The organism is Dictyobacter formicarum (genome assembly GCF_016587435.1).
The window spans coordinates 22,929-49,918 of sequence record NZ_BNJJ01000040.1 but is presented as its reverse complement, the minus strand read 5'-3'; the positions used below and the strand labels follow the sequence as shown (position 1 = coordinate 49,918).

The window sequence follows — 26,990 nt, the reverse complement described above, 5'->3', positions numbered from 1 at the left end:
TCCTGTGCATGCCCTTCAATAAGGATGCGGTTGCCAATGCCGGTCGTATACTTGAGCGCATTATCAATGAGATTGGTCAGCATCAATGTCAGCAGTAGACGATCGCCGTGCATACGCATCTCGGGAAGTTCTCCAAACTCCAGCTCTATTCCTTGTTGGTAAGCCAGGAAAGCAAAGCGTTCCACCACCTCAAGGGTCACTTCGCTCAGGTCAACCTCTTGCGGGGTGGATATCGTTTGCTCGCTATCGGATCGCGCGAGTAGCAGCAGGTCATTCACCAGGCGGGTCATGTGCTCTGTCTCGGCCTGAATAATGAACAGTTCCTGCTGATACACTTCTATCCTCGCTAATGCCTGCTCATAGTTCTCGGGTCTGTGCAACTGGGACAGTGCCCGGCCGGTGGCGATATTGAGGATGCTAAGCGGCGTACGTAACTCATGGCTGGCATCGGCTGTAAACTGACGCTGGCGGTTTAAGACTGCTTCGATACGATTGAGCATCTCGTCAAAGGTGTCGGCCAGTTCGCCCAGTTCATCTCGCCGCTTGAGATGGAAGCGCCGGCTCAGATCCTGCTGTCCCATCTCCTGCGCCATGCGGGTAATCAAACGAACTGGGCGCATGGCCCGGGACGCCAGCCAATAGCCACCGATAATAATAAAGAGCAATACCAACAATCCCAGCCAGAAAATATCCAGCGCGATCTTGGGGAGGCCCGTATTATCCGGTATGGGCATCATTTTAGCGATCGTGCTCACCAATAGTCCCCCGAATAATACGAGCACAGCAATGGTTGTTGCGGCATACCAGAGCGTCAACCGCATCCGGATACTGCTGAACAGGCTGGATAGCTTTTGCCAGCATGTCTGGTTGGTCTTTTGTTGTGATTTCCTACTGGCTGCATGCATAACTGAACTCCATGTATCAGGACACTGGCCTGCGTAAGCGGTAGCCCACGCCGCGTACCGTCTCTAGCATTTTCGTTGGAAAGGCTTCATCGATCTGGTGACGAAGGCGGCGCATACAAACCTCTACTGCATTCAAAGTGCCGCTAAACTCGTAGTTCCAGATATGATTCGCGATCATTTCGCGCGTCAGGACTTGATCAGGATGGCGCATCAAATATTCGAGCAGCGTAAAGAGCCGTGGAGTCAGGTCGATGCGCTGCCCCGAGCGTTCAACTATATGTGTCGCGGGATCGACACTCAGGTCTCCAACGCGCAGGACAGCACTTTTCTCCTTTCCATTGCGGCGCAACAAAGCTCGCAGGCGCGCAAGTAGCTCGCTCAGGGCAAAGGGTTTGACCAGGTAATCATCGGCTCCGCTATCCAGCCCTCGCACACGATCCGCTATCGTATCGCGCGCGGTTAACAGCAGAATAGGGGTATTGATATGCTTGTGCCGAAGCTCCCGGCACACTGCCAGTCCATCCTTCCCTGGAAGCACAATATCGAGGATGAGCGCATCGTAGGACATAGCTTCGGCCAGTGCTTGCCCTTCAACCCCTTCGAACGCCATATCTACAGCATAACCTTCATCGACCAGGCTCATCTTGAGCTCATGATTCAAGCGCCGATTATCCTCAATCAGGAGAATACGCATAGCTGCCCTCCCTGCCTTTTCTTCTTTTACTCTATTATCGCTGAAAAATCTGACAATTAACTGACAACACCAAAAATCGTGTCAGCGCATTGTCAGGAAGCATAGCTACACTATTCCTCAGTCTCATACAACAACGACTTATGTTTAGATTTCACTTCGCACACATCTATCATTGCATACTGTATGGAGGACAATAAGCTATGTATAAGCAGGAAGAAGGGGATGTTTCCTCCTCTCCACAAGAGACTGTTCCGCCGGTTTTAGAGGCGTTGAACATTACCAGGCGTCTTCCACTGGGACGTGAACATATTGATGTTTTAAAAGGTATTACCTTTGGGGTCCAGCGTGGAGAAATAATGGCGCTGGTCGGACCATCGGGCTCCGGGAAAAGTACCTTGCTGGGCATTCTGGCGGGACTTGATAATCCGACAAGCGGACAGATCGTGCTTGATGGGATCGACATTACGCATATGTCCGAGGGAAAGTTAGCGCGGGTGCGCAACAGTAAGGTAGGGATGGTCTTTCAAGCCTATAACCTGATCGCCACGCTGACGGCGCAGGAAAATGTCGAGGTTCCCCTGTATGTCGGAAAGCATCCAGGAGCACCCTCAGCGCGCGCTCAGCAACTCCTTGATCTCGTCGGGCTCTCGCACCGCCTGAAACATCGTCCGGCTCAACTCTCCGGTGGAGAACAGCAACGTGTAGCCATTGCACGCGCCCTGGCGGCCGATCCCACCCTGATTATTGCCGATGAACCGACCGGGAACCTGGATAGACAAAATGGGCAGAATTTTCTCAAGCTGATCGCCGATCTACGTACACAGACTAGAAAAACCTTTATCCTTGCCACACACGATCCGGCCGTTGCCGCCCATGCTGATCGCGTCATCCATCTTATGGATGGTGTAATCGCAGATCGGGGCGAGCGAGATGCGGAGGCAGACGATGAATAGATCTCTTTTTATCACCTACCCTCTACGCTCTTTGTGGCGCGGTAGAGGTTCCTCACGGCTCGCCGTCGTGTGCATAGCGATTGGAGTCATGATAGTGGTGGCCACACAGTTAACGGGGCAGATGGCGATCAGCGCGTATGTGAGTAATTCGCGTACCGCCAACGGTGGCGACATCTCTGTGGGAGTCGCGAACCGCAATACGCCCCTCAAACAGAGCGATCTCGTGTTTTTCGAGCAGCTAAAACACGCGAAGACCATCAGCGACTATACACCGGTAAACCTGAACATTGGCTCGATAGGTAATACTCCTCCCCCGCTCAGTGGACTGCTTGTGCAGATCATTGATCCACAGCACTTTCCTCTGGTGAGCGCTCCCACGTTCATTTCGCCCTCATCTGGATCGCTGGCAACGCTGCTGACGGACAATCAGGTGGTGGTAACGCAAACATTCCTGACCTACTATCATAAACAGCTTGGCGATACATTTGATCTGCAGATCCAATCATACTGGTGTTAGTCACATCCCTGCTGACCTCGTGGAGAACGGTGCGCATACGCCCCCTCGACGTTCTGCGCTATGAATGAGCGAAGGGGCAGCGATACAGACAAACCATACCTTCTCATGCAAGATGAAAAAAGAGGGCCTGTACGGCCCTCTTCCCTGCTGCGGCTGGCTATTTATTGATGTCCGCGCAGCCGATTATAGACAATGCGCAGTCCTTCGAGCGGTAAATATTGATTGACGTACTGGATTTCAGGAATAATAGGAGCCATCTGCTGTGCCATCCCTCCATGGGCAATGACCTTGATTTCTTCTGGATGGGCCACGTCGGGTATCTCCTGACTGAGCCGCGCAATCAGACCCTGAACCAGGCCAACATGTCCATAAATAATGCCTGACTGCATATTCTCGATCGTGTTCTTTCCCAATGCGGAGCGCGGTGGTGTCATGTTGACGCGATAAAGTTGGGAGGCCGCACTACTCAATGCCTCAGCGGAAATTACGAGACCAGGAGCGATAGCACCACCCAGAAAATCGCCCTCGATCGAGACAACATCAAATGTAGTGGCGGTACTGAAAGCGATCACAATAGCGGGCCCGCCATAGAGATGATGGGCCGCCAGGATGGTCATGATCCGATCCGACCCCACTTCCCAGGGATTATCAACTAAGAGCTTGATTCCCAGATCCATCGTATGGTTGACGACCAACGCTTCACGGTTACAATAGCGTGCGGCCAGATCTTGAAAGACTGGTGTCAGGGGAGGAACAACGCTAGACATAATGATGTCTTCGATATCAGTCAAGGTGTAGCCAACGTGGCGCAACAGATCGCTGAGAACCATGGCGTACTCATCAGTCGTGCGCTGCCGGCTGGTTGATACGACCCAGAGATGCTTCATTACATCGTGATCATATAGACCAAACTTGATATTCGTATTACTGATATCAAGCGCAAGTAACATAGATAAGTCCCTTCTCTACAGAAAAATCATTATTTATTTCTGAGACATTTCCTCCGCCCGGGCTGCAGCCGCGTATTTCTTGATTACGGCGGCGATCAGGAAAGGATCTCCATGAGCATTGTCATTGACGACTGTGACTTCGGCGTTTGTACGATCATCTACAAAAGCTAATGAAGTTGGGGTGCGAACACGTTTACGCCTCTGTTTCTGGCCACTGGCTGTCACACCACGGCCGAAAATAAAACCCATCATGTTCTCGCCTGCCCCTTGAATATTGCGTACACCACCTTCGTCGGCTGTGCGCTCGATGGGTGCGCGTCCACGAGGAGTCACATGGCGAATATTTGCGAGTGGCACCTGGATAGTTTGGGAACCCTCTCTACGTACAAAATCTGTGTCAGTCAGCACTATCATATGTTTCTCTGGATGGGCCAGGCGCAGTATGTCAACCCATAACATATAAATACTACCAACACAGATGAATGCAAGTATAGCCAACATCAATGTAGTTAAAATAATGGAAAAAGCTCCACGCTGATAATTAAAAGGGATAACAATTGGCACAATTAAGGCTAATAAGCCTCCGCCCATTAAAATACCGAAAATCCAACCAACGATTCCCCAGATAACCTTCCCTTTTAGGAGCGGGAAGGACGACCAGCCAGCTGGTAGTTCCGCGCTCGTGTTCGCTTGTGTGAGAATCTCTTCTGCGTCCATTTTGAAATTCCTTGTCAAGATATATGGCACCATCTTATCTCGGCCCATTATATCAGAGAACGACCCATTTGGAAAAATTATTTTCATCCATATGACTATCGGAAATTCTCCCTGCCAGAGGCTTAAAAAGGCCACACCGAAGCTTTCTATGCGATATAATATGGTATGAGCTGAGGCAAAAAGCAAGCGTACAGGTTGGCATGCCTTTATTTTCTCATATTTGCTAGTATTTTTTAAAAGGCGCTGGGAGCACGCTGTGGATAATGTATTACGGTTAACGGTTGAGGCTACGGCCCGACTGGTGCTTGAAGAATATAGGAAAGATAACCCTGCGTGGACTGATGATGTAACTCCTATTGACGATCTGGCCGAGTGGTTGGGATTGAGTATTGGTACGTTCGCGGATGATGATTATGCGCTGGGAACGTATGGTTTCATGGATCCCGACGAAGAGGAAGATCTGATCTGGATTTGCCGTTCCTTGAATGAGACGTTTCGCCGCTTTACGCTGGCTCACGAAATCGGCCATGCGCTGCTCCATTGTCGTGATGGAATGCGCCTGCGGCGTTTTGCGCAGCAGCATGAGCTGCCTTTTTTAGCTCAAACATCCTATGCTTCGATTCCAGAACCATCACCGGCTTTCCCCTGCCATGACAATGATATTCAGGAAGATATGGCGGCTTTTCTGGAGCAAGAACAGATGCAGGAGAAAATTGGTAGTGCCCATGGCTATGATCCGCGCAGTGAACGTGAACTGGCCGCCAATGTCTTTGCCGCCGAACTGCTAATGCCTGGGGCTCGACTCTACACGTTATTTGTACGAGATGGCGCGCCAGCCCATACGCTGGCAGCCCGCTTCAATGTCTCGCCGACCGCCCTGCTCAATCGCCTGGCTGGATTTTTGAATGCGCCTCCTGCACCTGAGGCAATTCAAGAAGCCATCCCTTCTACTCCTGTCACAAAAGAAAACGTGGCTCCGGCGGCAAAAAAACAATACGATGAATTCCAGCAGGCGGCCATCGAGGCTGAGACACCGGCGCTGATTGTAGCCGGCCCCGGCAGCGGCAAGACCAGTACGCTGATCGGACGCGCCGACTATCTCATTAATACTTTACGCATTCCTGCTCAAAATATTCTGGCTCTGACCTTTTCACGAAAAGCTACCCTGGAGATGGAGGAGCGCTTACAGCAGCTGCTTTCGCAGTCCGGACAATCGCTGCCCACGATCAGTACTTTCCATGCATTTTGCGCCAATCTGTTGCGCCAGCATGCAACCCTGGCAGGCTTGCGACCAGATTTTACGCTGATCGATGAGGCCGAGGGCTATCTGATCTTACGCCGGCAGGCCAATGCGATGAAGTTGCACCACTATCGCTTATTGCAAACACCTACCCACTATTTTCCAGATATGCTCAAGGCGATTGCGCGTGCGAAGGATGAATTAGTGACGCCCGAGCAATATGCCGACCTGGCGCGGGCGATGCACGCACAGGCCAGCGATGAAAAGACGCTGGCCGAGGCGGAAAAGACACTGGAGGTGGCGCAAGTCTATGCACTCTATCAGCAAGAGCTACAACGTCGCGGTGATACTGACTATGGCGGCTTGCTGGTATCCGCGATCCAACTCCTCAATGAACATCCTGCGGTTCTGGAGGAGCAGCAGCGAAAATTCGCGCATATTCTGGTCGATGAATTTCAGGATGTGAACCGGGCCAGCGGCGTCTTGCTACGCGTGCTGGCTGGCACGGCCAGGCGAGTCTGGGTGGTTGGAGATGCTAACCAGGCCATCTATGGTTTTCGTGGCGCTTCGCCCGCCAATATCAGTCAGTTCGAACAAGACTTCGAGGGAGCCAGAATCCTGCCGCTCAGCCGCAACTACCGTTCGCGTCCCGACCTGGTAGCAATTGCCGAGGCTTTCCGCTGCCAACAACTCGAATTGGGGCAGGAAATTGGAAAGAACCAGCCGGTACGCCTGACCAATATCGAAACCTACGTCACCATTGCTAAAGCGCCAAATGAGGCCAGTGAAGTGGTGAGCTTGATCGCGGATATCCGTCAAAAGCGGGCCCAGGGTTATGCTTACAAAGATATGGTGGTCCTCTGCCGCACACGCAGCCAGGCCAACAAAATTACTGCCGCCATGCTAGAGGCCGAACTCCCTGTAATCGAGCAAGGAGGCATTCTTGAACAGGAATATATCAAAGATGTACTCTCAGCTATCCAATTAATTCCAGATATCAGCGGGATGGGACTCCTCCGGCTGGCCCACCAGTCCGAATATGCTTTGAGCCAGCAGGATATCGAGGCTTTGCTGCTGGCAGCGCGCGAGCCAGGCAAGACGCCCCGCCAGATGCTGTTGACTGGCGAGGCTCCCCTGGGTATGAGCAGCACCGGACGTCATACACTGCTGCGCCTCTCTCAAATAGTGCATTCTTTGCTCAGGGCGCCCAATATCTGGTCACTGCTAGCTCAATATCTCTTCATTGAAACCTCGCTGGTGCGCACCTTGCTGGCACAACCAGACGATAAGACCAGCAGCATGCAACTGGCTGGCTATCAGCAATTACTCCAAACGGCCCGGCATTATGACCAGCAACTCTTGCTACGCCAGAAGCTTGAGCAGCAGGCAAGCTTCCATGATGGACAGGAATCAGTGGACAGTGAGCCTTTATCTCTGGAAGAGCAGATCCGCGACTTCCTTGACTACCTCAAACTCCTGGTACGGCTGCGGCAGGATAGTGGTAATCGGCAGAATAGTGAAGATGAGGCGGCAATAGCGGCCGATACGATCAGTGTCATGACTGTGCACGCCAGCAAGGGGTTGGAATTTCCGGTGGTCTATATGCCTGGCCTCATGCAGCGCCGCTTTCCCACTTCAGGCCGTTCAGGCCAGGTCAAACCACCCACCGGTATGCTGGCGGCAGATAGCAATAACCATGAAGTGGGCGAAGCCTGTCTCTTCTATGTTGGAGTGACACGAGCACGAGATCAACTGGTACTGAGCTATAGCGAGCGCTATGGCAAAGCTCAGCAGAAATATCAGCGCTCCATTTACCTGGATGCGCTTGAAGCGGGGTTGAGTGAAGAGCGCATTATCAAACAGCACTGGAATCAACACTATGCCGGCACCCTGGTGGAGGAGGAAGAGGAGATCGTGGGTGCTCATAGTTCCCAGCCCAGCGAAGAATTTATTGCGGCCATGAGCTCACCCACGTTGAGCACCTACGCCATTGAAAGCTACCTTCACTGCCCACGCAAATACGCCTATAGCTCGATCTATCATTTTGAGGATCAGCCCACTGGCTATCGGCTCTTTACGCAAGCCACGCGCAAAACCGTCGAAGCGCTGCACCGACAACTGGATGGCGCCAAAGATCAGGCTAATCTACCCAGTCAACAGGAGATCCAGGAACTCTATCTCCAGCATTGGCAGGCCCTTGGTGGCCATACAGAACCGTTTGCCACCATGTACGAAGAACATGGTCAGGAAGTGGTTGCGTCCATTCGTCGCCACCTGCACACCCAGGAAGAGGTACGCTGGCAACTACAACCGGGCTATAACGTTGATGTCGCTGGCACCAGCGTGCATGTTCCCATCGATCGTGTGGAAACAGCCGATGACCTCATCAAACAGCCAGATCGTTTTGTACGCACCAGCTATGGACGTTCAAAAGAGAAGAGCGAGCCAAAACACAAAGATCTTCTGTATCACCTGGCCTATAGACAACAATATCCCGGCCAGAACGTTGAGGTACATAGCCATAATATGAGTACGGGAGAAAGCAAACCAATCACGATTACGGCCAGAAAAGAGCAAAACCTCTATCGCGAAGTCGAGCAGGCAGTCAAAGGATTGGAAGAGCACCGCTATCCGGCACAACCCAGGGACTCCCAACAGTGTCCTACCTGCCCATTCTTTTTTATTTGCCCAGCTTAAAAATTGTAGAGCGTATCCATTAGCGCTGCACGGTGCGTGTTATACACTGTGCAACATAGAACTGTCGATATACAGAGGGAAGCCGATGAAAGATAACGAAATACTCCAACATATTCAAGAGCTTGTGAATGAAGAACACCATCTTCTCCAACTGGAAGAGGAGGGCAAAATTCAAGGAGATCAGCGACAACGAGTCAAAGAACTGGAAGTGGGCCTGGATCAGTGCTGGGACCTGCTGCGCCAGCGACGAGCCCGCCGCAACGCGGGACTAAATCCCGAAGATGCCCAGGTACGCGATCCAAACATCGTCGAAAACTACAAACAATAAAATAGAAATCCAAAAAGGATGGACACGTGCTTGTCCATCCTTTTTGGATTTCTGGCTGCTAAACTTTAATTTATTGAGTTGAGGTCAACTGGCTGGTTGGTCGAAAGGTCAGCATACTCGCCACGATAACGCTCTGGCAGCATCTCGGCGATGCGCTTCATAACTTTGTTGGTGGCGTCTGCGATGTCTTCACGCGTGATTTTATTGCCTTTCGGCTTTAGCAAGAGAGGCTCGCCATAAGAGATGGTCACATGGGCACCAAATTTTTTCAAGGCGTTCTCGCTACCCCAGATCGCGACTGGAATCACGGGTACACCTGAGCGTAACGCAATCATACCCAGACCGGCATGAGCCTTGCCCAGGGTGTGAGCTTTGCTGCGCGTACCTTCAGGGAAAATCACAAAGACTTTCTTCTGCTTCAACTGCTCCTGGGCCGCGCGGATGGCCTGGCGATCGCCCTCACCGCGTTTCACAGGAAATGCGCCCAGAAAACGAACCAGCCAGCCAACTTTACTATGAAATGACTCTTCCTTGGCCATATACACTACTTTGCCCGGAATATAGGCTGGCACCAGTGGGATATCCGTCCATGAAAGATGATTGGAGGCAATAATATAGGGTCCTTTTTTGGGAACATTGTAACGCCCACGCAAGTGGACACGCGCCACCAGAAAGAAGAAGGCTTTGGCGATAAAGCGTATCAGCTCATACAGAACACGTGGGGTCGAATAGGGCTCATACAGGTTTTTTTCCGGCTTCTTCCCGGGCTCGCCTTTTCCAGATTTTTCAGCAGCCGCTGCATTGGCTGAAGAATCAGTGGCATCCATATCCTGCTTCATACAGTATCCTCCACATAGGGCGCGATAGCCTCCATTACCTGGGGCACGCTGAGATAATCGGTTTCGATCACGATGGCGTCTATCGCTGGTTGCATATTATCGTGGTCAATATCGTCCCGGCGCTGGATATCGCGTATCAGTTCTTCAAGTGAGGGCACATTCTCATGGACCGGCCCATAGCGCTCAACTAATTCGGTGTGGCGCCGCCGGGCCCGCTCGGCCAGGCTCGCCGTTAAATAAATCTTCAGTTCAGCATCAGGCAGGACAACCGCTCCAATGTCGCGGCCAACCATGACGACACGGCCCTGTCTGGCCATCATCCTCTGCTGCTCAATGAGCAATTTACGAACTTCGGGATGAGAAGATACCGCCGAAACCGCGCGCGTCACATCTGACTTGCGAATATCCCATGTAACATCCTGTCCATTGACAGTCACAGTATATTGCCGGCCATCAGTGATATGGGGATGGCTAATCACAATATCTGCTTGTTGCGCAAGTTGGCTCAGGGCAGGTCCATCATTGATATCAATACCCTCATGAAGAGCCAGCCAGGCCACTGCACGATACATTGCTCCGGTATCAACATAAAGGTAGCCTAATTGACGGGCAAGTTGTTCACCTATGGTGCTTTTTCCCGAGCCTGCTGGCCCGTCTATTGCTATACATTGTGGCCCTGACATGAATCCTCCGCGTATTGATGATAATCATAACTCAACGGATTATATCATATCCTACCTGGTTGGGATGGCACAGACGCAGCCAAACGTCAGTCTTTTACGTAATCTCGTTTGTGCTCAATTTTTGTCTTTATCTTTTGTGTGCTCTTTCATAAGCTGCTGAACTTCGGCCTCGGTCAGGTTGCGCCACTTGCCAGGTGCAACATTTCTGAGGGTCAGGTTGCCCACGCCCACGCGTATCAACTGGCGTACAGGATGCCCGACCGCACGTAACATACGCCGCACCTGGCGCTTATGGCCTTCATGTAAAGTCAGCATCAGGCTAGTCCCGTTTTCGCTCTGTCGCAGTACGCGCACCTCTGCTGGCGAGGTACGATAGATACCTCCATCATCCTCGTGAATAGGAACTCCATGACGTAAAGCATCCAAAGCTGCTGCATCCGGATGACCCTGCACCAATGCTTCATAGTGCTTCTGAGTAGAATAACGCGGATGCGTCAATTGTAAGGCAAAATCTCCATCATTGGTTAGAAGCAGCAAGCCGCTGGTATCGATATCCAGGCGTCCTACTGGATAGACGCGAAGCTGGCGAATTTTAGGTGGAACCAGCGATAGAACTGTTGGCCGCTGTTGGGGATCGTAAGCGGTGCTGACATAGCCGGCTGGCTTATTGATCAAAATATAAACCTTGCGCTTTGCAGGTTGAATACGCTTCCCGTCTACACTTATTTGATCTCGCTCGGGATCAATACGCACCCCCTGCGTGGTAACTGTCTGGCCGTTCACCTGGACGCGGCCAGCGTGAATGATCTCTTCCGAGTGGCGACGCGAAGCCACACCTGCATGGGCAAGAAAACGGGCTAAACGCACTCCTTCTGGACCCTGTTCGAACTCGTGTTTTTGATCTGGACTCTGCTCGCTGCTCATTGTAATCGCTTTCTCATCATGCAGGTACCCTCCGCAACTCACCAACGGCTGGACCAATTGATCTCTCAGAAATATTGCTACTGAACTACTACCACGACCTATACCATAGATAGGGCGTCTTTAAACTACACCATTTCAACACATTCGGCAAGATATATGATGTTTTACAAATCAAGCTGGTATAAGGCGGGAGGTGCAGGAGGGCCGGCGAGCCCCTCCTGACGGGGTGTGGGGCAAGCATGCTGGGAGCATTGCTTTCTCCTTGCATGCTTAGATACGTTGAGATCCTATAATGCAGCTATGGCAGTGTTTCTCACGGCAGTTTTGTTGATAGATATAATGCAAGCCTTGTTGCAAACAACTACCGCGCGGCTCTCTGGACAATTGTAACTGGGCGCACATGCTACGTGTGATCTGATTGGAGGGCAGCCCGGGATGTTGTAAGTAGAGCGTGCGGCCACGTTCAGCCAGCGCTTCGTTGTGCTCAAGCAGCGCAATAGCAGCGGCGAACGGCAAGACGACATTGCATAATAAGATATCGGTTCTGGCCTGGCTCAACCCGAGTGTGGCAAAGCAGGTGCGCAGGCTTGCCAGTATGTACTGATAATCTTCTGCTCTTCTGGCTGGCCATAAACAGTTGCGCAAGGTACGCCAGATCCCGACGCTACGCCAGCGCGCCAACAGGTTCATCAGTACATGCAGCCTGGTGAGATCAATAGGTTGTGGACACAGGCTGCGTCCTAGCGGCTCCGCTATTTCACCGCGTCCCAATAGCAGGCGCAGGCCTAAAGCGCGAAAGGTGACGCGATCGCGTCCATAGCCCAGTGCTTCAGCCAGCGCCAGAAAAAGGCAGGCATCATAAGCATCAAGTCCCTGAAACTGATCGGAACCCATGATATGCAATTCTTCCAGAAAACGATGGCTTTTGGCCTCGAAGCGCAAGAGTCCTGCACGCCGTAATAATTTATCGCGTTGCTGACTGCTCAACTGCTGGCAGGGCCAGGCCTTCTCGTCGATGATCGGCAATGAGACCAGCTTACGGCCAAGCGGCACATCGGCAAGCGAACAGGTGGGGATCACGCGGCCGTCCTGACGGCGCGTGGGCTGCGCATCATCACAGATCAAGACTATATGCAGGCGCACATTGTTATAGGCCGGATCAGAATGATGAGCATGTGCGCGCCAATCACTGGCACGCACATGAAATTCCACATCTCCCACCACGCGTTCCACCTCTTTCAACTCTTCCAGTGCCGGGTCAGGGACCGAAAAGAAGCGCATAACAGCATCACGTACATCGGGTCCAGCCGTACCAGCCGCTCGCCCTGCAAATAAAACCTGGCACCAGCCTCCTTGCTGTAGCGGCAGGCAAATAGACCGTGGCAGTTCCCACCAGCGCCGTGCTACCTCGTATTCATAGGGCAGCTCTGGCTCATAAAGCCGCGCGCCGGTCAGTGATAGAGAGAGCATATGATAGGTCGCATCCCTCCTACAACTACGTCTGCTGCTCGCTTTCTCCCTCAGTAGCATGCTGCTCCTCCTCCAACTGCTTCTCCAGATTCCTCACCAATGAACGAGCATGCGCTACCTCCATCTCAGCGGCAGTTAATGCCCGCACCGCATCCTCACCAGTTAGCGTACCCTCTTTGACCGCCGCACGTACCAGGGATAATGTATAATCTGCCTGCTTCATCATTTCATGCATATCCACCATATGCTCACTGCTGGCCTCCAATATTGCCTCAGATTCCGCCGCTTCATCCGCTTCGGCGTCCGCCAGAATCAGGGATGCCACGGCAGCAAACGCATCTTCATCTTTCTCGATCTCATCAAACATTGCATCGTTCTCCTTCGCTACATCGTCCAGAAAAGTCACATCGCTGGAAAGTTCCACCCGCTCAATGTCTACCAGGGTTGTATCCTCAGTGGGGGTCAGCGTGACCAGAAGCTGCTCTGCCTCGTCGGCCGCTTGCGCTGTTTCATAGGCAAAAATCTGGGCCCGTTGCGCCTCGCTCTGCAAATGCTCATATTCTTGAGCCAGGTGCCGACCGATACTCTCTTTGGCCAATCGCTTTTCCGCATATTCAGTGCGCGCCACGGCAACCCGAGCTGCCTCTTCCGCTACCCCGGCAATGGAGCGCGCATCGTGAGCCAGAGCCGCGGCCTCGTTGTGCACCTGAGCCGCCTGTGCCTGTAACAGGCTTTCGTGCTGCTGGGCCACCTCATCATGCTCACTCACAGATGAGAGGTCCCATGTCAGGAGTTGCTCCTCCTCATCAAAAATAGATGGACCCTCTTCTGTAGCGTTATCGTCACCGGAAAGGAGAGAAATAGTAACCAGGCGAGAATGTATAGTCAAGAGCCGTTGCTCTAGTTTTTGCACTCGTGCAGCTTTGAGCTGAAACTGCTCCTGCGCCAGTTTCAAACGCTCTTCACTTTTGGTGCGCGCCTTACGCGCCTTCTCAAGGCGCTCTTGCAGGCGGCGCTTCTGTTTGTTTAATTCCTTCTTGTTGCGCGCTATTTTGTCTTGTGGAGAAGATAAATCGGTTTTGCCCATGATATGCGGTCCTCCAAAAGGTATGCTCAGGCTCTGTTTTACATATGATGCTATTGGAACATCTCCATATTGCATTCATCAACCAACCTCACTCATTACCACTCCATATAGAACAAAAATGTAGATGCATCCCAGAATACCATATTCTTTCTGACTGGCTCTAAAGAGTTTACCACTTATTTCCTATAAAGCCCATCCTCACACCTTTCTCACATTCCATTACTCCCAGATAATCCTTATCTATGCCACCTTACGATGACATAGGGAGAACAGGTTAGTAGACCGGGATTTTATGCTGTGAAAGTAGACAATTGAGGTAAAGTACTGTATGATGGCTGGCAGAAAACAGGTACAACGCATGAAGAAAAATATCTTGAGAAATTACAGAAGAACAAATTTTCTCTCCGGTGACCATCTTTTTGCGCTGCTGCAATACTATATTCACCAGGATGTATACGCACTTAGACATGATATGCCTCTCTAAGGATAGAGAGTGAAGAGGTCATAATGGGCACAACATTTTTTCTGGCATGCTTCCATTCTTTACGTAGCAAAAAACTCTCTCTTTTATCACTTATATGTATTTCTCTGCTAAGTATTTTTGCGACTTCCGGCCGGGTGCTGGCGGAGGCGACACCGGGCGGCAATATTTCCAATCCAGTTGTCAGGGCGGTCGACCTGGCCAAACCAGCCGTTGTACGTATTATTACCACGCTGGGTGGACGCCTGACAGTCCAATTTACCGATACCCAAAGCGCCACTTTTCCGCTGGACGGAGGCTATTACGATCTGAAACTGTCTGGTAGCGGCACCTTTGTTAGCTCTCATGGCGACATCCTGACCGCCGATCATGTGATCCAGCCTCCGCGCGATAAATCGATGGATGATGTTTTACAGATGACCGCAGCACAAGATGTGGCTAATTATATCAATCAAAACTTTCATCCCCAGACCCCCTACAGCGAGCAAGATGCCTATAGCAATATGGCCTTCGGCATCTTCCGCACACAGTCAACTTACAAGAATCCTAAGAGTGAAGTGTTCCTCAGCAAGGACTATGCGGGCGTCATCAATGCTGATCAGCTCTCGACGGTGCCGGCAGAATTTCATGCGCAAGTAGATAAAATTGAGCAGGAGAGCGCGGTGGATCAGCGTGACGTCGCCATCATTCACGTCAATATGGAAGATACCCCCGCCGTCCAACTAGGAGACCCTTCCAATGTGTCTCAGCAGGATGAATTGACCATCATCGGTTTTCCAGGCAATGGAGACCTGGGCGATCCCACCAAACCCGATCCGACAACCTATCTCACATCCTCGGTCAATAAAATCTATGTCAGCTCGATCAAAGAGCATGTCATTCAGGTCGGTGGCAACGTTGAGCATGGCGATAGCGGCGGTCCGGCTCTAGATAGTCATGGCAACATCGTCGGAGTGGTGAGCTTCTATAATCAAGATGCACAGACACCAATTGGCACAAGTTTCCTGCAAACCAGTAGCAGCGCAAAAGAATTACTCACAAATCTCAAAATCGATACAAAGCCCGGCAAGTTTCAAACGGCCTGGGAACAGGCATTCAACCATTATACCTCTACCGGGACAGGACACTGGCACCAGGCGTATTCGGATTTCCTAAAGCTTCAGAAGGATTATCCTAATTTCCAGGCCGTCAATCCGTTTCTGGATTATGCCTCACAGCAGTCCAGCCACGAGCGATTGCCACAATCAACGCAGTCCAACTATATGGCTCCATTGATCATCGCTGCGATCATTTTTATTGTCGCTGTGATCGCTCTGGCTTTGCTGGCCTGGTTCTTTCTCGCGCGGCGGCGCAACAAGCCACAACCGGCCTATCCATTCAGCACCCAGGCGCCACAAAACTTCAGTCCCCCATATGAGTATCATCCAGTCAATCAAACAGGCTATAGCGGAGTTGACAGCAGGCCTCAGCCATATTCAGCGCCACAATCTATAGCGGCAACGGATAATACAATGAGGGAGTTCGATAAACAGGACAGCCCACAAACTCCACTGCCAACGAGGTTCGATACTCCACCCACTCCACAGCCAGTAGAATCCCAACCCTGGCCATCAGCAGCGCCAGTGGCTGTACCAGCCACGCCTGTGGTTCCCAATGAAGATAGTAACCTATCGCATAGTAATCCTCCATGGGGGTCCCCTATGGCTGTAGAGCCCACACAGAGACAACCACAAAACGACAGTGACAATAAAATAAAGGTGAAGAGGATTGAGACTGATAGTACGCTGGAAGAAAAGCTAAAAGATTGGCCGTCGGACATGTCAAATCGCTATGCACCCTCTACCTATGTTCCTGATACTGTGGAGCAGGTTCCATTTCCGCTGGATAACCCACAAGAAGGGCTGGATTTTCAGCAAGAGCTGCCTGGAAAACATGAATCAACGCAGAAACTACCGAAAATACCTAAGCCATCTAAAGAACAGTCTGCTGCGACAGCCAGCGCTGTCGATAGGCCACCTGCCTACTATCATGAAACTCCTGAGAGGCGCTAAGTCTGAAGGAAGCATCATTAAAAAAGACAGGAGAGTGCTCTGGTACAAAGACCAGGGCACTCTCTTTATATATACAGCATATACGCATCAGCTCTACCATTAGTATAGCCAGCAGGCAAAATTATTTGATTTGATGAATTGTGATCGCGTCTCTCTGGGTGCTGAGGGTAATTTGTGCCTGCGGGCTCTTGCCATTGGATAACCGACCAAAATCGTTGGTGACCGAACCAGAGCTGTTGCTCACGGTGATATGGAATGCTTGAAGGTGGGGCAGTGACAGGTTAAGGGACCCATTGATGGTAGTGAAATGAAAGTTGCCGTTGCGTGCCAGCGAGCCATCGAAGGTAATGGCTCCGTCGTCTACCGTCATTGCCGATTGGCCAGCCAGCTGAACCTGGTGCGTCTCGATATCCCCCTGGCGTGTAGACACGCTTAACTGGCCCTTGACGTTATGAAGCGCAATCGAGCCGGTATCGGCCTGCAGCGTCATATTTCCAGTACTATTATCAACCACAATTGAACCATTATTGGTTCGGGCTGAGAGTTGGCTCACATTGCCGGCCAGACTAATGGTTCCAGTGGTGGTATAGGCCTCAACAGCTGCCGCCGGGGGCACCGTTACATCAATATCAACGCCGCGCGAACCGGCGAACAGATAGTCAGGATCAAGGCGAGCCTCAACAGTAGTCTTCTCTCCATCCTGGTTATAAGTCACAACAGTACTGATGAGTCCCAGTCCCATGCCCTCCGAGTATTTGTTGATTTGAAAACTAAAAGGGCCATGTAACTGACTATGGATATGAATGTTTCCAGTATCGTTATTGATGACGATTTTTTGATGCGCCTGCTGCTGAAAAAAGTAATTCTCGCTGGCATTTTGGGTACCAACTCTGTTAATGACCCCGACAGCGATCATGCCTACCAGTAGCGCAACCAGCAAGGTGATCAGGAGGATCATACCCAGATCATTCTGGCTTGAGCGAGGAAAACGCCAGTCGGACGAAGGGGGGCGACCAGATAGCGGCAACCAGAGACCCACTTCTGATTTCGGTGGTGCGAGAGGATCTGCCGCGGCAGGTTCAGTGGACTCAGCCGCTTCGGCAGACTCAGCAGGCTCAGCAGCTTCCTCAGCCGGTACCGCCTCCTGGGTTGGTGCTTCCTCCTCTAGCTCTGTTTCGAGAATCTCTGCGACGCTTTCTTCATCAAGAGCAGGGATTTCTTGCATTTCAGCCTGCTCTTCTGACTTATCAAACTGAGACGATCTTTGTTGCTTTTTCTGGCGTTTAGGAGACGCCTGGCCGGTCTCTAGATATTTACTCATCACTTGCCCCTTCATGCTATAAAAAGCCACACTCCTACTACCCACAATCGGAGTGGCAAGGATAAAACTAAAGCGATGGTTGGTCAATCATCAGAAGGTTTAGTTATCTTCATTGATTTCTACATTACCAGACATGGTGGCGATCCCGATATGGGCTCGTGGACCTGGTCCGATGACGGTGCTACCAAACTCGTTATCAACCGGGCTATGATCGGAGAATATACGCAGGATAAAACTGGAGTTGGACGGCAATGAGACAGCAACGGCTCCGCTACGTGTTTCAAAGCTATAATCATTTTCGGGGTCGACACTGCCATCAAAAACTATCTTGCCATCTTGCGTTCTCATACGTGAAGATCCGGTGAGGTGGGCGCCATCCACCTCGATATGTCCCTGATAGGTGGAAAATGAAACCTGTCCATCGATCTGGTCAACATCAATGGCCCCATCACGTGAGCGAAAAGCAATACGTCCATGGCCGCTGTGAATATTTTGCGCGTTAATAGAATCGCTGGCATAGACATTCATACTTCCAGTAATGCCATCTATCTTTACCGCGCCATGATCGGCCGTGATCTGAACGTTAATGAAGGAAGGAACCGTCACATCCAGATCCACACTCTGACCATCGTTACGGCTGCTGTCTCCTCGTTTTTCTGCATTGATCAAGATCGTCTGTCCATCATCCACGACGCGTGCATCTACATTCATATCGCTTGCCTGGGGAACCCAGCTAGCATTATATCTGGTCGAGGTCACGGTAACCGGACCACTATTGCTGCCGTGAATATGCACCCGTCCCTGGGCATCATGAACTACCACTCTGTAAGGCTGGTCGGTCGCCAGTTGCTGGGTGATCGTATTTTTGGCCTGCACCATTTGCTTGAAGAAATTGCCTCCACCGGCAAGCATAAAGAGTAGCAATAATAGAATAAGAGCAGGAGGAATAAACTTCATCGCTTTAACAAGTGGAGAAGGACCCGGTGGTGGTATCAGTTTTTCCCCAATGAACCCACGACGAGAAAAATCTTCAATCGGCCCACGGTAACCTTCGAGATATAGCGGAACAGGTGCCCCATCTCTTTCTCGTTGTGCCTGCTCGTATGGATCCTCATGGATTGGAGAGGTCGGGTCCGCATAGCCATTAAAGGGTCTTTGCGGCTCCTGAGAATCGCCAAATGATGATTGTTGCTTGCCCATGTACAGTTCCCCTACAATTACAACATATCGCACTCTGGTGAGAACACTCGCGCGAACTACCAGTATGCAATAAAGCTGTCTCCAATTCCCACATACCTGACTATACCTGACACCTTAACATCCCTATCACGATGTATCAGGTCAGAAAATAGACAGTTACCACTCCTTGCTGTCCTGGCTCAAACAAAAACCCATCCTGCTTCGTTTATAGTCCACATGTATTGTACTACATTAGAACGAAACAGGATGGGAAAAATGGAATTGTAGTGTTACTTTTTCCTGGGTGCAAGCTGGACTTGAGTGTCTTTTGTATGATTTGTCATGGCAAACGGGATGCGCCAGACAAATAAGAATACGGTATTGGTGAGCAGTGTAACCAGGCCAAAGGTAAGAGCGGAGGTCCAGGTCGGTACACGTTGTTCAAAAACAAAGTGCAAAATCACGCCTAATGGCCAGGCCGCTAACCAGGCAAAACCAGTTTTACGGGCCATCTGGCGTGGCTCGGTCATCAATTCACGACGAAATGCGCCCATAAAAGGAGCGATTAAAAACCAGCTGATAGCAAATGGCAGAGCTGTCCAGACAATTTTGAAGGCCGCGGTCAGGCCACTATCCTCACCATGACTCTGGCGCCCAATGACGGAAAAAATTAAAAAGACCAGGATGTCACCAATAATCAACGTCCAGAGTCGCCGGGCCTCTTTTTTATTGTGAGGCTTACTTCCTTCAATGGCCGAGGTGGTCACAGTATTTTTCTCTTTGACAGCCATACTAAAGCTCCTTTTCCTGCTGTTGTTGCTCGCGCACCAGTTCTTCAACAGCAGCCAATTCGACGCGCACACCACGAATTCGCATGGCTAAAATAACCAGATAGAGACAGATAGCCAGCCAGGCAATAATATAAGCAGCGATCAAATACGTTTGCATCGTTCAGTCCTTTTTCCTTATTCCACTATCGCACGTAACTGTTGAGCCAATGCCTGCAGACGCTGCAACTGATAGGCTTGCACCATCATAAAAGCGTATAACAGGGTTATAGCTACCAGAGCCACCATCAGAGTAAGCGTCGCCTGGGGAGGGAGCGCACCCTGCACACCCACCTGGGCCACTGGATGCTGTCCACGCCACCAGCTCACCGAAAGATAGATGATCGGTACATCAATCGCGCCAATGATGCCGATGACCGCGCCAGCCCGCGCCCCCTCGTTCGTTCTTCCCATGTAGCTGCGCAACATTAAATATCCTACATACATAAACCACAGTATCAAGGTGGCCGTCAATCTGGCGTCCCAGACCCACCAGGCGCCCCAGATCGGTTTGCCCCAGAGCGACCCGAGAATCAGGGTGATGGTGAGAAAAACCACGCCGACCTCAGCGGCAGCTCGCGCCAGCCAGTCCAGGCGCGCATCTGGTTTGAACAGATAGATAATACCGGTGACCGCTAAAATAATAAAAGAGAGCATGCCGACCCAGGCCGTGGGCACATGGAAGTAGAAGATACGCTGGGTCTCTCCCTGCAGACTATCAACCGGCGTATAGATGAAGATCATCCACAGTGCCACAGCCAGTGTGAGGGCGGTCAAGCCTCCTAGAATGAGAGAAATGAGAGGCCAACGTCCCCCGGACGGCCTGGTCGACGCGGCGCGTTCCTCAGTATCAGATATCTGTTTCGCTAAAGCCATAAAAGTGTTCCTCAAAAAAGACTCTTCTCAAGAGTGGTCGCAAAGCCGCTGGCCTGGCCAGGTTACGACACTATCTGGAGTCCGTATAATCTGATTATTCCTCAACAACATATTGAAATAACAACGTCGAGACGCTGATAAAAATGACATCAAAAGCAATCAACAGACTGAGCCATGGTGGCTCATTGATGCCTGGCACCAGCAGGAGTGTGGTGGCCCGCACCGCGCTGATGACTACTGGCACTACCAATGGAAAGACCAGGATAGGCAAGAGTAGCTCTCGCGCCTGTGTATTGGCCGCCAGCACCGAAAAAAGCGTGCCAACGGAGGCAATGCCCAGTGCTCCTAACAAGACAATGGGTACCAGTGCCAGCAAAGTTGGTCCCTCCCAGATCGGTAGATTAAAGAGAATCGCGAAGACTGGCAGGGCAACAATTTCTACTACTCCGATAAATAGCAAATTTCCTAGCAGTTTGGCAAGGTAGATGGCTTTGCGATCTACCGGCGTCAGGAGCAGTCGATCCAATAAACCCTGCTCGCGCTCGGCCGCCACGGTTCTTCCCAGGCCCAGCAAGCTGGCGAAAATGAAGGCCACCCACAGGGCACCTGGCGCGATCGCGGCAACGTTGCTGACATGCAGGTCAAAGGTAAAATTAAAAATTACTAGTACTAACAGGGCAAACATGCCCATGCCGACCCAGGTTTGCTTGCTGCGTAGCTCGTAACGAATATCTTTCCACAAAATAGCCCAGAGCTGGCTGAAAAAGAGGCCGGCCATCTTCATTGCGTAACCTCCCGATACCGCTGCTGCAATTCTGCCAGAGGCAGATTGGCGCTCTCATGCTGATATACCACACGCCCACCAGCCAGGATAACAATTTGATCGCTCCAGGCCAGCGCTCGATCCAGGTTATGAGTAGTAAAGAGCATGCTGCCACCGCGCGCAGTATGCTCCACCAGCAGGGACTCAACCAGATCATTGCCGTGCTGGTCTAATCCGGTGTCGGGCTCATCCAATAAGAGAAGTCGCGGCTCATGCAACAGGGCTCGTGCCCAGGCGACGCGCTGTACCTGTCCCCGCGAAAGGGCGCGAATTCTATCTTTCGCCCGGCGCTCCATCCCCACGCGCTGCAACAACACACTGGCCCGTTCACGCGCATGCTCAACCGCATACAGCTTACCAAAGAACAACAGATTCTCCAGAACCGTCAGTTCTTCATACAAATAAGGCTGATGGGCCACGAAACCAACCTGCTGGCGGATCTCCTGCAGCGCATAGCGACTATCCAATCCATGCACACAAACGGTACCAGAGCCGGCTTTGCTCAGACCAGCCAGGATACGTAGGAGCGTCGTCTTGCCGGCACCATTCGCGCCCAACAAGGCCATGCGCTGTCCTTGCGGCAAATTCAGCTGAATGGTACGCAGTACTGGCTTGAGGCCATAACTCTTCTTCAGATTGGAGATCTCGATTGCTAACGCCGTTGGAGCCGCAACGTCTGGATGCACTGGAGCGGACTGCACGGCGGCAATATGCTCACCGGGCCTGCTCATCGCCGCGTAGTCTCCTTCTCGCTCAGCAGCGTGCGCAGGCGAGCTTTCGTTCTGGCGCGCTGCTTCTCATAGCGCTCTTTGGTAATGTTGCCAGCCTCATACTCTTTATCCAGCTTCAACAGCTCCTGTAGCAAAGCCTGCTCTGGATTATCAGCAGCCGATGCTCTGGCTGTCTCCTTGTCTCCGGAATGTGCCTGTTTGCCAGCGCCCCGCTTTTGATTTGCCGCCACACGTTTACGCTGGGACCGTAAGAGGAACCAGATCATAACTACGATTGCGATCAGTACCAGTACGCCGACGATCAGCCAGATCGTAGCGGCGTTAAAGGATGGTGAACCGGCATTGCTGGCCGGCAGCGCCAGTCCTTCCAAAGCAACCGACACCTGTTTATGCGCGGGCAACACCGTAGCGGTAAAAGAATGATACACATGGTTATCGGCATTCACGATACCGGCCGAGGTAAGATCCTTTGAGCTGGCATGCAAACCTGGATCAACCAGCACCGAAAGCGAGACCGTCGGGTACTGTGTCTCATATGAGAAAGTATAGGTGGAACCTGTATACGGGACCTCATAGGAGTATGAGAATTCGTTGGTGCCAGGTAGCAGGGCCGCATCAGTGGCGAATCCCTGGTTGACCTGAATGACCTGGTAGCCAGAGAAACCACTGCCCAGCGTAATATTGCGTACGCCTGTCGGTAAAGAGAATAGCAGCGCGTTAGGCTTACCTTTGCTGGCATTCAAAGAACCCACATAGGTCTTTTTATTCAGATTCTGGAACGAGAAGGCCTGCGAAACGTTGATGACACCCTTGGCGGGATCAGCCTGCCGCATCAATACGGTCGAACGCACCACGGCAATATTGTCTGTGCTGGTTGTTGATTCATATACCTGGACATTGGCAACCTGGGACGCCTTCTGATTCAGCACCACAGCATTGCTGACATATTGGGCTCCTTGATAGCGCGTATAGACAACATAGCTGATGGTCTGGTCGGTCGCCAGCTTGTCGAAAGAGAAGTGCCCCTGGGCATCGGTTTTCACCGAACCAACGTCGCGGCTACTGCTCCCCTGGGCCAACTGCAATGTTACATCCTGCCCGCTAACCGGCGTATTCTTATTGGTCCCATCTAATACCTGGCCCGAGATCTGCCCATTTTCGGCGGCCGCATGGACCGGCGTTACCTGCCAGCTCAAAATGGTTAAAGCGAGTATTGAGACCAGCAGCAAGCTACTCGTGATTAGTTTTCTCATAAGACTCCTTTAGCTGTTGCAACTGCTGTTCAATATCATCATCAATTTCTTGCTCTCGCTCATAACGTGATTTCAGGGCGGTCAGGGCGCGGCGCATATAACGCTCGCGGAGCGAACGGTAATCAGGCTCCTCAATATTGCCTAGCTGATAGTCCAGTTCAACCTCTTGAATAGCCGAGCGTGCCTGCTGCTCTTCTTCGGCCAGTTCCGTCACCTCTGCGGCAGGTTGCTCTTGTGTCACTGCCGTCCGGCCCAGGCCGCCTTTATTAGCCGGACCCCGATAGAGAGGATACAGAACGAAAACGAGGGCCAGAATACCCAATACAATCGCGATCATGAGCGCCATCAGTTTGCCTCCGTTATCGACCGCCTGAAGAGCGGATCATCGGCGGCGAGTTCTTGTTCTAGTTGTGCGCGATAGCGCTCCAGTTCAGCATCTGTCTCATTTTGTGTTCCATGGTCTTGCTTATGCTGCCCGGCTTGATCGGCTGCAGAAACAGCCAGCGCGGGGGCAGCTTCTTTACGCCAGTCGCGTACGACCAGGAACAGAAAGAGGAAGCCTGCCAGCAGCAAGACAATCGGTACGATCCAGGCCAGCAGGGTAAATCCCTGCCACTGCGGCACCCAGACGATATTGCCTTCGCCATAGCGATTGGCAAAGTATTGTATGATCTCTTGATTGGATTTACCAGCCTGTACTTGTTGCCGAATAATACCACGCATCTCAAGGGCTAAGCCAGAGGGGGCGTCGGCCACTGATTCTCCCTGGCAGACAGGACAACGCAGTTGGGATGCGATATCATGCACGCGTTGATCGACCGTTTGCTGCTTCGGGGCCGCAAAAAACAGCCAGGACCAGACGGCCGCGATCAGGGCCAGTGCGGCCAATAGTAGCAAAAGTGAACGTTTTTGTTGGGCAGCTTTCTTCTGTATACTCATGCGATCACCCCTCCATCAGCCACCTCTGAAGGCTTCTGCTCAGGCGCCTCTGTTTCCACGATCCTGGTTGCCCGCGATCTGGCCTGAGCTTGTGGACGCACTGGCCACCAGCATAGGATACCTCCTATCAGCATTAAGATGCCACCCCACCACACAAAAGGTACCAGGGGATTGATGAAGACGCGAATCGTGGCCTGTGCCGCTCCCTGCCAATCTGCCAGGTAGACATAGACATCTGTGGCCCCAAAGGTCTTGATTTCAATCACGCTGGTCGGCTGATCAGGATAGCTGGCATAGATCACGCGACCCGGGTAGATGTAGTGTTGCAATTTACCATCGCGCCAGATCTGAACCTGCGAGGAGATGGTCTCTTTGTCAGTATCTTTCTCATCTATGTTGCCCAGATAGGTAAAGTGATAGCCAGCGATGCTCATCTCCTGACCCGGCTTAAGAGTCGCGTCCTTCTGCTGCTGGAAATAGTGCGAGCCAATAATGCCCGCGACCAGCAAGACCAATCCCAGGTGAACCACGTACCCACCGTAACGCTGCCGGTAACGCTGGAAGAGCATATAAACGGCACGGAAATAGTTTTCTCCATGGCGATGACGCACACGGGCACCGCGCCAGATTTCATAGCATACCGCCCCGGCGGTAAAGATGCAGACGGTAAAACCTATATTGGCCGCCACATCCGTCACTCCAGCGAAGGGCAGTATCACAGCACACAGCGCCGCCAGGATGGCTGGAACACTGACATTGCGCCAGAAGGCCGCCATTGAGGTTCGCCGCCATGCCAGCAGCGGTCCAATGCCCATCGCCAGTATCAGCAGCACCGTTAGTGGCGCCACTACCTGATTATAAAAAGGCGGTCCCATCGTCATCGTCTGTCCACGGAAGGCAGCTGAAATCAATGGGAACAGTGTACCCCAGAGAATGGCGAAGGTCATACCAACCAGTAAGAGATTGTTGAGCAGGAAGACACCTTCACGCGACACCACCGAATCAAATTCCTGTTCGGCTCGCAGATGCGGCAGGCGGAAAAAGAACAGGCCACTTGAGAAAAGCAGCACCACAGCCAGGAAAGCAAAGAAATAAGCGCCGATATCTGAATAGGCAAAGGAGTGGACTGAACTGATCAGACCACTACGTACCTCAAAGGTTCCAAAGATCGAGAGCGCAAAGGAGGCCATGACGAGAAAAAGGTTCCAGACCTTTAGCATACCACGCCGCTCTTGCACCATGGTTGAATGCAGGAAGGCGGTGGCGGTCAGCCAGGGCAGGAGAGCTGCATTTTCAACCGGGTCCCAGCTCCAATAGCCGCCCCAGCCCAGTACGTGATAAGCCCACCACGCTCCCAGCAAGAGGCCCCCCGTCTGTAAGGTCCAGGCAGCCAGCATCCAGCGGCGAATCGAGCGCAACCATTCGGCGTTGAGCTGGCCCGTAATCAGGGCAGCCACCGCAAAGGCAAAGGGCAGCGAGAAGCTCATATATCCCATCAGCAACATGGGCGGATGCACCAGCATGCCAGGGTCCATCAACAGTGGATTCAGACCGGCACCATCCTTGGGTGCGATGGTAGAACGCACAAAAGGATTTGAGAGGGTCGACAACATGAAGAGGAAGAAGGCTTCGATGCCCATCAGGGTTGCTATTACATAGGGCACCAGGGCCGCAGGGGCGCGTCTGGAAGTGGCGGCAAAGAGGGCCGAGAAGAGGGAAAGCACCAGAGCCCAGTAGAGCAGTGAGCCTTCCTGGCCACCATAAAATGCCGCTGTCACAAAATACCAGGGCATCGAGAGGCTGGAGTGCTGCGCCACATAGTTTACCCCGAAATCATGGGTCAAAAATGACACCACCAGGGCAATGGCCGCCAGCAGCAAGAAAAAGGTTACCGCCAGCAGGCTACGCTTTGCGCTTGTCACCAGTTGTGGTACCGCGCGCACGGCCCCCAAAACGGATGCAACGATAGTATAGAGAGCAAACCCTAGTGCCAGGATAAGAGCGATTATGCCGAGATCTGAAAAATACACTGTCAATCCTTATTTCGCTGTGGGAGTTGCAGATTGAAACTTTGATGGACACTTGGCCAGCAAGGTCTGGGCCTCAAATGGACCACTACCAGTGTAGTGTCCCTCTACAACTACCTGAACGCCAGGCTTGAAAATGTCTGGCACAACACCACTATAGGTGACGGGCAACGTTTGATTGCTATCAGCAATTGAAAATGTGACCATCTGCGTCTGATCGTTACGCTTAATCGAGTCTTTCTGCACAATACCTGAAACACGCACGGAGCGCGCCACACAGTCTGTGCAATGATGTAGTTCAGGCACGGTCAGATAGTAGACCGCGCTACTTTGGGTATTGGCATAAACTAGATAGATCATAGCGCCAAGGATGGCGATTCCTGCCAGGATGAAGCTGAACGGGATGCGCTTGCGTGGCTGCGCCATCTTCTTCTGCTCGTCCTTAGATATATTTAAAGCAGGCTGCACAATACGACCT

General features: G+C 51.9%; 26 protein-coding genes. 5 read left to right on the top strand and 21 right to left on the bottom strand.

From position 1 onward, the window contains the following. The coding region (locus JMI88_RS37340; protein WP_201367181.1) for a HAMP domain-containing protein at window positions 1-905 on the bottom strand (905 nt) is incomplete at its 3' end. Window positions 906-921: 16 nt separating this feature from the next. Next, window positions 922-1,599 carry a winged helix-turn-helix domain-containing protein gene (locus tag JMI88_RS37335; RefSeq protein WP_201367180.1) on the bottom strand — a complete coding sequence of 226 codons (678 nt, stop codon included), beginning with the start codon at window positions 1,597-1,599 and terminating at the stop codon, window positions 922-924. A gap of 200 nt (window positions 1,600-1,799) precedes the next feature. On the opposite strand from JMI88_RS37335, the gene JMI88_RS37330 reads away from it, so the two are divergent. Both JMI88_RS37330 and JMI88_RS37325 read left to right on the top strand, forming a co-directional pair. Beyond that, on the top strand, window positions 1,800-2,552 hold the full coding sequence (locus JMI88_RS37330; protein WP_201367179.1) for an ABC transporter ATP-binding protein: 753 nt from the start codon (window positions 1,800-1,802) through the stop codon (window positions 2,550-2,552). After that, window positions 2,545-3,069 (top strand): ABC transporter permease, encoded by a 525-nt coding sequence (locus JMI88_RS37325; RefSeq protein WP_201367178.1) that lies wholly within the window; start codon window positions 2,545-2,547, stop codon window positions 3,067-3,069. The genes JMI88_RS37330 and JMI88_RS37325 overlap by 8 nt, the downstream gene beginning before the upstream one ends. 161 nt (window positions 3,070-3,230) lie before the next feature. Here the strand turns inward: JMI88_RS37325 and JMI88_RS37320 are convergent, their stop codons facing one another. After that, on the bottom strand, window positions 3,231-4,019 hold the full coding sequence (locus JMI88_RS37320) for a type III pantothenate kinase (protein ID WP_201367177.1): 789 nt from the start codon (window positions 4,017-4,019) through the stop codon (window positions 3,231-3,233). A 33-nt stretch (window positions 4,020-4,052) separates the two neighbouring features. Continuing rightward, on the bottom strand, window positions 4,053-4,736 hold the full coding sequence (locus JMI88_RS37315) for a hypothetical protein (RefSeq protein WP_201367176.1): 684 nt from the start codon (window positions 4,734-4,736) through the stop codon (window positions 4,053-4,055). Window positions 4,737-4,992: 256 nt separating this feature from the next. Between JMI88_RS37315 and JMI88_RS37310 the strand changes: the two genes are divergently transcribed. Both JMI88_RS37310 and JMI88_RS37305 read left to right on the top strand, forming a co-directional pair. Further along, on the top strand, window positions 4,993-8,673 hold the full coding sequence (locus JMI88_RS37310; RefSeq protein WP_201367175.1) for an ATP-dependent helicase: 3,681 nt from the start codon (window positions 4,993-4,995) through the stop codon (window positions 8,671-8,673). An 85-nt stretch (window positions 8,674-8,758) separates the two neighbouring features. Next, window positions 8,759-9,001 (top strand): DUF2630 family protein, encoded by a 243-nt coding sequence (locus JMI88_RS37305; protein WP_201367174.1) that lies wholly within the window; start codon window positions 8,759-8,761, stop codon window positions 8,999-9,001. A 65-nt stretch (window positions 9,002-9,066) separates the two neighbouring features. On the opposite strand, the gene JMI88_RS37300 is transcribed toward JMI88_RS37305, so the two are convergent. The 5 genes from JMI88_RS37300 to JMI88_RS37280 all read right to left on the bottom strand — a co-directional run bounded on the left by JMI88_RS37300 (window position 9,067) and on the right by JMI88_RS37280 (window position 14,004). Continuing rightward, window positions 9,067-9,840, bottom strand: a complete 774-nt coding sequence (locus JMI88_RS37300) for a lysophospholipid acyltransferase family protein (RefSeq protein ID WP_201367173.1) — start codon at window positions 9,838-9,840, stop codon at window positions 9,067-9,069. Continuing rightward, window positions 9,837-10,523 carry a (d)CMP kinase gene (gene cmk / locus JMI88_RS37295; RefSeq protein ID WP_201367172.1) on the bottom strand — a complete coding sequence of 229 codons (687 nt, stop codon included), beginning with the start codon at window positions 10,521-10,523 and terminating at the stop codon, window positions 9,837-9,839. Before cmk ends, JMI88_RS37300 begins: the two co-directional genes overlap by 4 nt. A 114-nt stretch (window positions 10,524-10,637) precedes the next feature. Then, window positions 10,638-11,447 (bottom strand): pseudouridine synthase, encoded by an 810-nt coding sequence (locus tag JMI88_RS37290; RefSeq protein ID WP_201367171.1) that lies wholly within the window; start codon window positions 11,445-11,447, stop codon window positions 10,638-10,640. A gap of 270 nt (window positions 11,448-11,717) precedes the next feature. Further along, entirely contained in the window at window positions 11,718-12,977 is a 1,260-nt protein-coding gene (locus tag JMI88_RS37285; protein ID WP_201367170.1) for a DUF2851 family protein, read from the bottom strand. Further along, window positions 12,943-14,004, bottom strand: a complete 1,062-nt coding sequence (locus JMI88_RS37280; RefSeq protein WP_201367169.1) for a hypothetical protein — start codon at window positions 14,002-14,004, stop codon at window positions 12,943-12,945. Before JMI88_RS37280 ends, JMI88_RS37285 begins: the two co-directional genes overlap by 35 nt. 507 nt (window positions 14,005-14,511) lie before the next feature. Between JMI88_RS37280 and JMI88_RS37275 the strand changes: the two genes are divergently transcribed. Continuing rightward, window positions 14,512-16,536, top strand: a complete 2,025-nt coding sequence (locus JMI88_RS37275; protein WP_201367168.1) for a S1 family peptidase — start codon at window positions 14,512-14,514, stop codon at window positions 16,534-16,536. A 121-nt stretch (window positions 16,537-16,657) separates the two neighbouring features. On the opposite strand, the gene JMI88_RS37270 is transcribed toward JMI88_RS37275, so the two are convergent. The 12 genes from JMI88_RS37270 to JMI88_RS37215 all read right to left on the bottom strand — a co-directional run bounded on the left by JMI88_RS37270 (window position 16,658) and on the right by JMI88_RS37215 (window position 26,980). Further along, window positions 16,658-17,857, bottom strand: coding sequence for a DUF4097 family beta strand repeat-containing protein (locus JMI88_RS37270; RefSeq protein ID WP_201367167.1), 1,200 nt, complete (start codon window positions 17,855-17,857; stop codon window positions 16,658-16,660). 99 nt (window positions 17,858-17,956) lie between these two features. Continuing rightward, complete coding sequence (locus JMI88_RS37265; protein WP_201367166.1) at window positions 17,957-19,057, bottom strand: DUF4097 family beta strand repeat-containing protein; 1,101 nt, start codon at window positions 19,055-19,057, stop codon at window positions 17,957-17,959. 269 nt (window positions 19,058-19,326) lie between these two features. Further along, window positions 19,327-19,827, bottom strand: coding sequence for a DUF3054 domain-containing protein (locus JMI88_RS37260; RefSeq protein ID WP_201367165.1), 501 nt, complete (start codon window positions 19,825-19,827; stop codon window positions 19,327-19,329). A gap of 1 nt (window position 19,828) precedes the next feature. Next, window positions 19,829-19,984: a hypothetical protein gene (locus JMI88_RS37255; RefSeq protein WP_201367164.1), complete on the bottom strand. Its 156-nt coding sequence runs from the start codon at window positions 19,982-19,984 to the stop codon at window positions 19,829-19,831. A 17-nt stretch (window positions 19,985-20,001) separates the two neighbouring features. After that, a complete protein-coding gene (locus tag JMI88_RS37250; protein ID WP_201367163.1) occupies window positions 20,002-20,739 on the bottom strand; it encodes a cytochrome c biogenesis protein in 738 nt (245 codons plus the stop codon). A gap of 94 nt (window positions 20,740-20,833) precedes the next feature. Then, window positions 20,834-21,523: a heme exporter protein CcmB gene (locus JMI88_RS37245; RefSeq protein WP_201367162.1), complete on the bottom strand. Its 690-nt coding sequence runs from the start codon at window positions 21,521-21,523 to the stop codon at window positions 20,834-20,836. After that, the gene (gene ccmA / locus JMI88_RS37240; protein ID WP_201367161.1) at window positions 21,520-22,293 is read right to left on the bottom strand and encodes a heme ABC exporter ATP-binding protein CcmA; all 774 of its coding nucleotides are present in this window, start codon (window positions 22,291-22,293) and stop codon (window positions 21,520-21,522) included. The genes JMI88_RS37245 and ccmA overlap by 4 nt, the downstream gene beginning before the upstream one ends. Next, complete coding sequence (locus tag JMI88_RS37235; RefSeq protein WP_201367160.1) at window positions 22,290-23,546, bottom strand: carboxypeptidase-like regulatory domain-containing protein; 1,257 nt, start codon at window positions 23,544-23,546, stop codon at window positions 22,290-22,292. The genes ccmA and JMI88_RS37235 overlap by 4 nt, the downstream gene beginning before the upstream one ends. Then, on the bottom strand, window positions 23,524-23,892 hold the full coding sequence (locus JMI88_RS37230; RefSeq protein WP_201367159.1) for a hypothetical protein: 369 nt from the start codon (window positions 23,890-23,892) through the stop codon (window positions 23,524-23,526). The genes JMI88_RS37235 and JMI88_RS37230 overlap by 23 nt, the downstream gene beginning before the upstream one ends. Continuing rightward, the gene (locus JMI88_RS37225; RefSeq protein ID WP_201367158.1) at window positions 23,892-24,485 is read right to left on the bottom strand and encodes a cytochrome c-type biogenesis protein; all 594 of its coding nucleotides are present in this window, start codon (window positions 24,483-24,485) and stop codon (window positions 23,892-23,894) included. The genes JMI88_RS37230 and JMI88_RS37225 overlap by 1 nt, the downstream gene beginning before the upstream one ends. Beyond that, window positions 24,482-26,515 (bottom strand): heme lyase CcmF/NrfE family subunit, encoded by a 2,034-nt coding sequence (locus JMI88_RS37220; protein WP_201367157.1) that lies wholly within the window; start codon window positions 26,513-26,515, stop codon window positions 24,482-24,484. The genes JMI88_RS37225 and JMI88_RS37220 overlap by 4 nt, the downstream gene beginning before the upstream one ends. A 9-nt stretch (window positions 26,516-26,524) precedes the next feature. After that, the gene (locus JMI88_RS37215; RefSeq protein ID WP_201367156.1) at window positions 26,525-26,980 is read right to left on the bottom strand and encodes a cytochrome c maturation protein CcmE; all 456 of its coding nucleotides are present in this window, start codon (window positions 26,978-26,980) and stop codon (window positions 26,525-26,527) included. Window positions 26,981-26,990 lie beyond the last annotated feature (10 nt).